Annotated in this window: 10 protein-coding genes and 1 pseudogene; 8 read left to right on the top strand and 3 right to left on the bottom strand. The window is 74.3% G+C overall.

From position 1 onward, the window contains the following. The 4 genes and pseudogenes from ACFV2S_RS29765 to ACFV2S_RS29750 form a co-directional block, all read left to right on the top strand. A partial coding sequence (locus ACFV2S_RS29765) for an allantoate amidohydrolase (protein ID WP_385565610.1) occupies positions 1-1,279 on the top strand: 1,279 nt, incomplete at its 5' end. After that, complete coding sequence (locus ACFV2S_RS29760; RefSeq protein ID WP_385565607.1) at positions 1,270-2,610, top strand: formimidoylglutamate deiminase; 1,341 nt, start codon at positions 1,270-1,272, stop codon at positions 2,608-2,610. The genes ACFV2S_RS29765 and ACFV2S_RS29760, both read left to right, overlap by 10 nt. A gap of 39 nt (positions 2,611-2,649) precedes the next feature. After that, positions 2,650-3,819 (top strand): imidazolonepropionase, encoded by a 1,170-nt coding sequence (gene hutI, locus ACFV2S_RS29755; protein WP_385565603.1) that lies wholly within the window; start codon positions 2,650-2,652, stop codon positions 3,817-3,819. A 92-nt stretch (positions 3,820-3,911) separates the two neighbouring features. After that, positions 3,912-4,232 (top strand): annotated as a pseudogene (locus ACFV2S_RS29750) (phosphohydrolase); the annotation flags it as partial. Here the strand turns inward: ACFV2S_RS29750 and ACFV2S_RS29745 are convergent. Beyond that, positions 4,207-4,575: a VOC family protein gene (locus ACFV2S_RS29745; RefSeq protein WP_383798729.1), complete on the bottom strand. Its 369-nt coding sequence runs from the start codon at positions 4,573-4,575 to the stop codon at positions 4,207-4,209. The pseudogene ACFV2S_RS29750 and the gene ACFV2S_RS29745 overlap by 26 nt on opposite strands. Positions 4,576-4,596: 21 nt before the next feature. After that, positions 4,597-4,953 (bottom strand): hypothetical protein, encoded by a 357-nt coding sequence (locus ACFV2S_RS29740; protein WP_383798732.1) that lies wholly within the window; start codon positions 4,951-4,953, stop codon positions 4,597-4,599. A 146-nt stretch (positions 4,954-5,099) separates the two neighbouring features. Between ACFV2S_RS29740 and ACFV2S_RS29735 the strand changes: the two genes are divergently transcribed. Further along, complete coding sequence (locus ACFV2S_RS29735; protein ID WP_385565596.1) at positions 5,100-5,678, top strand: hypothetical protein; 579 nt, start codon at positions 5,100-5,102, stop codon at positions 5,676-5,678. Positions 5,679-5,785: 107 nt separating this feature from the next. Here ACFV2S_RS29735 and ACFV2S_RS29730 read toward each other — a convergent pair whose 3' ends face one another. Then, a complete protein-coding gene (locus ACFV2S_RS29730; protein ID WP_385565591.1) occupies positions 5,786-6,673 on the bottom strand; it encodes an RNA polymerase sigma factor SigF in 888 nt (295 codons plus the stop codon). 222 nt (positions 6,674-6,895) lie between these two features. Between ACFV2S_RS29730 and ACFV2S_RS29725 the strand changes: the two genes are divergently transcribed. The 3 genes from ACFV2S_RS29725 (at position 6,896) to ACFV2S_RS29715 (ending at position 8,581) form a co-directional block, all read left to right on the top strand. Then, positions 6,896-7,264 (top strand): STAS domain-containing protein, encoded by a 369-nt coding sequence (locus tag ACFV2S_RS29725; protein ID WP_385565587.1) that lies wholly within the window; start codon positions 6,896-6,898, stop codon positions 7,262-7,264. An 82-nt stretch (positions 7,265-7,346) separates the two neighbouring features. Continuing rightward, entirely contained in the window at positions 7,347-7,766 is a 420-nt protein-coding gene (locus ACFV2S_RS29720; protein WP_385565583.1) for an ATP-binding protein, read from the top strand. Positions 7,767-7,885: 119 nt separating this feature from the next. Continuing rightward, positions 7,886-8,581, top strand: coding sequence for a peptidase (locus tag ACFV2S_RS29715; protein ID WP_385565816.1), 696 nt, complete (start codon positions 7,886-7,888; stop codon positions 8,579-8,581). Positions 8,582-8,810 lie beyond the last annotated feature (229 nt).

Raw genomic sequence — 8,810 nt, 5'->3', positions numbered from 1 at the left:
CCCGCTCGGGGGGCGGGCGCGCGCGCGGGGGGGGCGCTGTCCCCGGGCGCGGCCCGCGTGGGGCCCCCCCCCGCCCGCCGGGGGGGGGGGGGCGGCCCCCCCCCCGCCCCCCCCCGCCGCCTCGGGCGGCTACCGCCGCTACGCCTGGACCCAGGCCGACGCCGACTGCCGGCTCTGGTTCCGGATGCAGGCCGAGGCCCGCCGCCTGGACGTCGAGACCGACCGCAACGGCAACCAGTGGGCCTGGCTCGGCGACCCCGCCGCGGGCGACGCCGTCGTCACCGGCTCCCACCTGGACTCCGTCCCCGACGGCGGCGCCTTCGACGGCCCCCTCGGTGTCGTGTCCGCCTTCGCCGCCCTCGACGAACTCCGCGCCCGCGGCGCCTCGTTCCGGCGGCCCCTCGCCATCGTCAACTTCGGCGACGAGGAGGGAGCCCGCTTCGGCCTCGCCTGCGTCGGCTCCCGGCTCACCGCCGGACGGCTGACGAAGGAGCAGGCGTACGAGCTCCGCGACGCCGACGGGATCACCCTCCCGCAGGCCATGGAGGCGGCCGGGTACGACCCCGAGGCGATCGGCCCCGACCCCGAGCGGCTCGCCCGCGTCGGCGCGTTCGTCGAGCTCCACGTCGAGCAGGGCCGGGCCCTGGACCTGTCCGGGGACGCCGTCGGCATCGCCTCCGCCATCTGGCCGCACGGCCGCTGGCGGTACGACTTCGCCGGCGAGGCCAACCACGCCGGCACCACCCGGCTCGTCGACCGCCGCGACCCCATGCTCACCTACGCCGAGACCGTGCTCGCCGCCCGCCGCGAGGCCGAACTCGCGGGCGCCGTCGCCACCTTCGGCAAGATCGCGGTCGAGCCCAACGGCGTCAACGCCATCCCGTCGATGGTCCGCGGCTGGCTCGACGCCCGCGCCGCCGACCAGGGCTCCCTGGACAAGGTCGTCGCCGGGGTCGAGACCGCGGCACGGGAGTACGCCGACCGCCACGGCATCGACCTCGCCGTCGTCCAGGAGTCCTACACCCCGGTCGTGGACTTCTCGCACGCCCTGCGCGACGAGCTCTCCCGGATCCTGGGCACCTCGGGCGAGGTCCCGGTCCTCGGCACCGGAGCGGGACACGACGCGGGCATCCTGTCCGAGTCGATCCCGACCGCCATGCTGTTCGTACGCAACCCCACCGGCGTCTCGCACTCCCCGGCCGAGACCGCGGCCGAGGACGACTGCGTGGCCGGGGTCCTCGCACTCGCCGACGTACTGGAGGAGCTGGCGTGCCGCTGACGACGTACTGGCTGGAACACGCCTGGCTCGACACGAACGTCGAGCCGGGCGTGACCCTCGACGTGTCCGCCGAGGGCCGGATCGAGGCCGTCCGCACCGGGGCGGACACGCCCCCGCCGGGCGCCGTCGTCCTGCGCGGCCTGACGATCCCCGGCCTCGCCAACGCCCACTCGCACGCCTTCCACCGCGCCCTGCGCGGCACCGTCCAGGTCGGCTCCGGCACGTTCTGGACCTGGCGCGAGATCATGTACACCGTCGCCCAGCGCCTCACCCCCGACAGCTACTTCGCGCTCGCCCGCGCGGTGTACGCGGAGATGGCGCTCGCGGGCATCACCGCCGTCGGCGAGTTCCACTACCTGCACCACGCGCCCGGCGGCGGCCAGTACGACGACCCCAACGCCATGGGCGAGGCCCTGATCGCGGCGGCGGGCGAGGCGGGCATCCGCATCACCCTCCTCGACACCGCGTACCTCTCCGCCGGCTTCGGCGCCGCCCCCGAGCAGCACCAGCTCCGCTTCACCGACGGCACCGCCGAGCAGTGGGCCGAACGCGTCTCGGCGCTCAAGGAGAGCGACTCCGTACGGATCGGCGCCGCGATCCACTCCGTACGCGCCGTCCCCGCCGACCAGCTGTCCACGGTGGCCCGCTGGGCGCAGGACCGTCGGGCCCCGCTCCACGTCCACCTCTCCGAGCAGACCGCGGAGAACGAGGCCTGCCTCGCCGCCCACGGCATGACGCCGACGCGGCTCCTCGCGGAGCACGGCGTCCTCGGCGCGCGCACGACGGGCGTCCACAACACGCACCTGACGGACGAGGACATCGCGCTCCTCGGCGGGTCCGCCACCGGCACCTGCATGTGCCCGACCACCGAGCGGGACCTCGCCGACGGCATCGGCCCCGCCGTCGCCCTCCAGCGCGCCGGCTCGCCGCTCTCCCTCGGCAGCGACAGCCACGCCGTCATCGACCTCCTCGAAGAGGCGCGGGCGATGGAGCTGAACGAGCGCCTGCGGACCCGCACCCGCGGCCACTGGACGGCCGCCGCGCTCCTGCGCGCGGCCACCGCCGACGGCCACGCGGCCCTCGGCCGGCCCGACACCGGCACCCTGGAGCAGGGCGCCCCGGCCGACTTCGCCACGATCGCCCTGGACTCGGTCCGCACGGCCGGCCCGGCGGCACGCCTGGGAGCCGAGACGGCGGTCTTCGCCGCGACGGCGGCGGACGTGCGCCACGTGGTGGTGGGCGGCCGGACCGTCGTACGGGACGGGATCCACGTCTCCGTACCGGACACGGGCGAGGCGCTCGCGACCGCGATCGCCGCGCTCCGAGGCTGAGCCGCACCCGCCCCGCCCGCCCCTCCACGGAAGAGCACCATGACGACGACGCTCATCACGAACATCGGCAGCCTGGTCACCAACGACCCCGGCCTCGGCGAAGGCCCCCTCGGCCTGATCACGGACGCCGCCCTCGTCCTGGACGGCGACCGGGTCGCCTGGGCGGGCCCCGCGGCGCAGGCCCCGGCCGCGGACACCGCCACCGACGCCGCCGGACGCGCCGTCGTCCCCGGCTTCGTCGACTCCCACTCCCACCTCGTCTTCGCGGGCGACCGCACGGCCGAGTTCAACGCCCGCATGTCGGGACAGCCGTACAAGGCGGGAGGCATCCGCACGACCGTCGCCGCGACGCGCGCGGCGAGCGACGCCGAGCTGTCCGCCAACGTCGCCCGCTACATGTGGGAGGCGCTGCGCCAGGGCACCACCGTCTTCGAGACCAAGTCCGGCTACGGCCTGACCGTCGAGGACGAGGCCCGCGCCCTGCGCATCGCCGCGGAGCACACCGACGAGGTCACCTACCTCGGCGCGCACATCGTCTCCCCGGACTACGCCGACGACCCCGCCGGCTACGTCGACCTGGTCACCGGCCCGATGCTGGACGCCTGCGCCCCGTACGCCCGCTGGGTCGACGTCTTCTGCGAGAAGGGCGCCTTCGACGGCGACCAGGCCCGCGCGATCCTCACCGCCGGCCAGGCGAAGGGCCTCCAGGCCCGGGTCCACGCCAACCAGCTCTCGTACGGCCCCGGCGTCCAGCTCGCCGTCGAACTGGACGCGGCGAGCGCCGACCACTGCACCCACCTCACGGCCGCCGACATCGACGCCCTCGCCCAGGGGAACACGGTCGCGACGCTGCTGCCCGGCGCCGAGTTCTCCACCCGCGCGGCATGGCCGGACGCGCGCCGGCTGATCGACGTGGGCGTCACCGTCGCCCTCTCCACGGACTGCAACCCCGGCTCCTCCTTCACGTCCTCGATGCCCTTCTGCATCGCCCTCGCCGTCCGCGACATGCTGATGACCCCCGACGAGGCCCTCTGGTCCGCCACCGCCGGCGGCGCCGCGGCCCTGCGCCGCACCGACGTGGGCCGCCTGACCACCGGCGCCCGCGCCGACCTCGTCGTCCTGGACGCCCCCTCGCACGTCCACCTCGCCTACCGCCCCGGCGTCCCGCTGATCGCCGAGGTCTGGCGCAAGGGCGTACGGGTGGTCTGAGCGGCCGTTCCGGTCTCCGACCGGACGTCGGGGGCCGGGAGCCGGGCGCACCGTAGCCTGGCGCCATGCCCACGCCGCCCACCCTGCTCGACCGCGCGCTTCTGTCGGCCCACGGCTTTCCGCCGGAGCTGGCACGCTTCGCGGCCACCCACGCCACGTGGGCGGCTCCCGGGGTGACCCTGGAGGACCTCCTGGTGAGCACGGCGGACAAGGTCTGGAAGAACAAGCGGGTCCCCGAGCTGGAGGACCTGGTCGTCGCCCGGCTGACGGAGGCGAGCGGCAGGCCGCGGTGGGAGGAGTTCCTCGCCCTGGACGAGCTCCTCGAACGGCTGGGCGCCACGGCGGACGCCCGCCTCGCCTTCCAGGCGTCGTTCCCCGTCGGTTCCGTCAGCCCCGGTGGCCCAGGACGTTGACCACGCGGCCGTCCGGGTCGCGGACGAAGAAGCGGCGGACGCCCCAGGGTTCGTCGGTCAGCGGGTGGACGATCTCCGCGCCGGACGCGCGGACCGCCCCGTACGCCGCGTCGACGTCGTCGACCTCCACGCTCAGATCGGGGACGACGGGGGCCGTGAGGTCCTCGGACATCAGGCTGATCTGGGCCGTCGGGGCGGACGGGGAGGCGAGGGTGGTGATCCAGCCGTGGTTCATGACCTCCTCGAATCCGAGCAGACCGTAGAACGCGCGGTTCTCGGCCGGGGCTTCCGTCCGGAGGTTGGGGACGGCTCGGCGGACACTCGTCGGGTTGCGTGATTCCATGCCCCCACCCTGCCGGTGCCGTCAGCGGAACGTGTGCACGACCGCGATGTCGCCCACGATGTGCGCGTTGAACGCGTCCAGCTCCTCGGCCGGCACCCACAGCTCCAGGATCGTCCGCCCGCCGGCCTGCCGGACCGGGTACCTGCGGAGGAACTCCGTGTCGACCTCGAAGCGGGTGACGTATCCGGCGCCGTCGTGCTTCACGTTCCAGTCGCGCGCGATCCTCACCGCGTACTCCTCGTCGAGCACCGGGTAGAAGATCGGCTGCTCCGGCAGCCGCGGCGGCCAGGCGCGCCATCCCGACTCCCGGACGAGCTCCAGCTCGACGGGGCCGGTGGGGCGCCACAGGGTCGTCGTCGTGCGGGGGTCGCCGGTCATCGCGATGCGCTCTCTGCCGGAAGAGGCCACCGGTGCGGCCCCTGGGGGAACGGACGGTAGCGACGGCGGCGGCCCGGTGGCCACCGGGTTTCGGGGCGCTGCGGGAGTCTGGTCAGCGGCGGGGCGGGTGTGCCAGCGTGGGCCGCATGGGGCATTCACGGGCCTATCCCGTCTTCCGGACCACCGACCCCGCCGAGGCGTACGCGCGCGCCGGGCGGCTCGTCGCGCTCCTGGAGCGCCTCGACGACACGGTGTTCGTCGAGGCCGAGGTGCGGACCGTGGCGGAGGCGCGGCGGATGGCCGCGCTGCTGCCGGAACCCGCCGCCGACCCGCTGGGACCGGTCTCCGGGGAGCACCTCCTCCGCGAGGTCGACGTGGCGCGCGCCGAAGACGCCGAGATCGAGGCGGCGTTGCCGCTGTGCCTCTCCGGCGACATCCCCGTCGGCACCCTCGGCGAGGACCTCCTGCGGGCCCTCGGGGAGGGCACGTCCTCGGTGGACTGGCACGGCCGGTGGCCCGACGACCGGGACACGGGACGCCCCGGGTCGCACCAGTACGACGGCGTGCAGCTGGTCTTCCACGGCGAGGACGTCCAGTGGGCGGAACGGACCCCGCACCACACCGTCTTCGTGCACCTCGACAAGCGGGAGGACCTCACCCGCGCCCGCGCTCTCGCCGCCCTCGTCGGCGGCGAGATCCTCGGGGACGTGCAGATCGGCTGGTAGCCGCCGGGCCGGCAGGGCCGCCAGGATGCCGACCCGGGACGCGGAAGGGCCCGTTCACGGTCGGTGGAGCGTGAACGGGCCCGTGCGCGAGGGGGCGGCGCCGGAGGTCACTCCTCCAGGGTCAGGCCCCGGCGCAGCCGGCCGAGGGTGCGGGCCAGGAGCCGGGAGACGTGCATCTGCGAGATGCCGAGCTCCGCGCCGATCTCCGACTGGGTCAGGCCGGTGACGAAGCGCAGGGAGAGGATCTGGCGTTCGCGGGCGGGCAGCGAGGCGATCATCGGCTTGAGGGAGGCGATGTACTCGATCCCGGCGAGTCCGTGGTCCTCGTAGCCGAGGCGGTCGGCGAGCGCGGCCTCGCCGCCGGCGCCGTCCTCGTCGTCGGGCTGCGCGTCGAGGGAGGTCGCGGTGTAGGCGTTGCTCGCGGCCATGCCCTCGACGACGTCCTCCGGCCGGATGCCGAGTTCCTCGGCGAGTTCGGCGACGGTCGGGGCGCGGTCGAGGCGCTGGGCGAGCGCGTCACCGGCCCTGGCGAGGTCGAGCCGGAGCTCCTGGAGCCTGCGGGGCACGTGGACGGACCACGAGGTGTCGCGGAAGAAGCGCTTGATCTCGCCGATGATCGTCGGCATCGCGAAGGTCGGGAACTCGACTCCGCGGGCGAGTTCGAAGCGGTCGATCGCCTTGATGAGGCCGATGGTGCCGACCTGGACGATGTCCTCCATCGGTTCGCTGCGGGTGCCGAACCGGGCGGCGGCGAACCTGACCAGGGCGAGGTTGAGTTCGACGAGGGTGTTGCGGACGTACGCGTGGTCGTGGGTGCCCTCCTCCAGCTCGGAGAGCCGGGCGAAGAGCTGCTTCGACAGGGCGCGGGCGTCGACCGGTCCGATCCGGTCGAGCGGCGTGTCGTGCAGTCGGTCGGGCAGGTCGGCGACAGGGGGGAGGGGGAGTGCTGCCGACGGCGCGTCGGGGGTACGCGGGGCGTCGAGCCGGGGTGACATGGGTCTCCTTATGGTGCTTCTCGCTGCGGTTTGCGGCGCCTCCAAAGCCGGTTGGTCGGCTGTTCTCTTCTAGGCCTACCGGTTCGACCCCGATGGTTGCAAGTGGCAATAATCCGTTTCGTGTCGATATGTGGAGGCCCTCATGTGCATCGGAGGGGGCCCCGCTTGTAGGGTTCGGGTGCACGTCAGTCGGCATCCGCGAGAGCGAGAAGAGGCACGGCCATGGACCGCGAACACATCGGCAGCGCGCCGCCCGCGCGGCTGCGGGTCGAGGTGCGGGACGTGGCCGGGAGCACACTCCTCACGCCCGTCGGTGAGCTCGATCACCACACGGCCGAGCTCCTGCGCACCCCTCTGGACACCGCCCTGGACGCGGGCGCGGCACGGCTCGTCGTCGACTGCTCGGGCCTGGAGTTCTGCGATTCGACCGGGCTCAACGTGCTCCTCGGCGCCAGGCTGAGGGCGGACGCCGCCGGCGGCGGCGTCCATCTGGTGGGGATGCGGCCCGCGGTGGCCCGGGTGTTCCACATCACGGGCGCGGACGCCGTCTTCACCGTCCACGAGGCGCTCGGCACGGCGCTCCCGGACTGAGACCGACGTCATACACCCCCCACGGCTCCGCCCGTACGTCCTGTCCCCTCTGTCCCCCGTCGATCGGTGAGGTGAAGCGTTGATGGACCAGGCTTCCGACGTCCGTACGCTCGCCCTCGGCGAGACCAGCGGCACGGTGCCACTCGCCCGTGACTTCACGCGGTCCGCGCTCCACGAGTGGGGCTGGCTGCCGGCCGCCACCGCCGACCGCAGGGCCGCCGCCGAGGACGTCCTGCTCGTCGTCTCGGAACTCGTCACCAACGCCTGCCTGCACGCCGAGGGCCCCGAGCGGCTGACCGTCCTGCGGATGCCCCGCGCGCTGCGCCTCGAAGTCACCGACCGCGGCGCCGGCCAGCCCGCGCCGCGCACCCCGCACCGCTCCGGACGGCCGGGCGGGCACGGCATGTTCATCGTGCAGCGGCTCTGCCTCGACTGGGGCATCGACCGCACCCCGGGATCCCCCGGCAAGACCGTCTGGGCCGAACTGGCCGCACCGGCATAGGACTTTCACAAGTCCACTGGTTCCCCTGCCTTCCCTCCGCAAGGTCTCGGGCGTACCTTGACGCCCAATCTGAAAGACCGTCAGTTACGTTGCGGTGAGGGGTGCTCGGGGTGTCCAAGGTGCCGAACCGGAGGAGAACGACCGCCGCGCTCACGGCCGCGGTCGCGGTGGCGGGCGCGGCCGTACTGGCCGGCGCACCGGCCGCCCAGGCGGCCGTCGTCGACGTCAACTACGCCTGCGAGACGAAGATCGGGCCCAAGAACGCCGTCTCGCCCGTCGACATCAAGGCCGTCAAGAGCGGCAGCGGCTACACGATCACCATGTCGTTCGAGAAGGGGGTCTCCGACAGCCCGGTCGAGCTCCCGAAGGGCGTCATGACCCCGCGCGCCGAGCTCGTCCTCGGCGGCGACGCCGGCGGCACGGTGAAGGTCACCGGGACGCCGAACACGGCCGCCATCCCGCCCGACACCCCCATCAGCATCGGCACGCTGACCGGCACGTTCACCCCGAAGAAGAACGGCAGGGTCACCTTCACGGCGGGTGTCCTCACCGTGCACGCCCTCGGGATGGACGCGGCCGTCTGCACGCCCAAGAACAACCCGAAGCCCTCGCTGGAACTCCAGGTCACGGGCGTCTCGGGCGGCTCCGGAACGCCACCGCCCGCCGACGACGGCGGCTCCGGCGGCTCCGGGGACGAGCAACTGCCCAAGACCGGCCCGCTCGACTCCGCCGTGGCGCTCGGCACCCTCGGCGGCACCGTCCTGCTGACCGGCGCCGCCGGAGTCCTCTGGCTCACGCGGCGCACGGCGCGCTGATGCGGACGGCGGACCGCCCGGGGGCGCGCGGGACGGCATCCCCCGGACGGTGCGGACGGCGCGGACGGCGCACGGCGGCCCGCTGCGGGCTCGTGGCCGCCGCGACCGCCCTCCTCGGCGCGGTCGCGGGGGGGGGGGCCCCCCCCCCCCCCCGCGCGCGGGGCCCCCCCGCGCCCGCGGGGACCGCGGGAGTTGAGGCGGGGCAGCGCCACAGAAGCACAACACCACT

It is taken from the genome of Streptomyces sp. NPDC059695 (genome assembly GCF_042733785.1).
In the GTDB taxonomy this organism is placed as follows: Bacteria; Actinomycetota; Actinomycetes; order Streptomycetales; family Streptomycetaceae; genus Streptomyces.
Note: the sequence above shows the minus strand (reverse complement) of the source record. Positions and strands in the feature narration are given on the sequence as shown.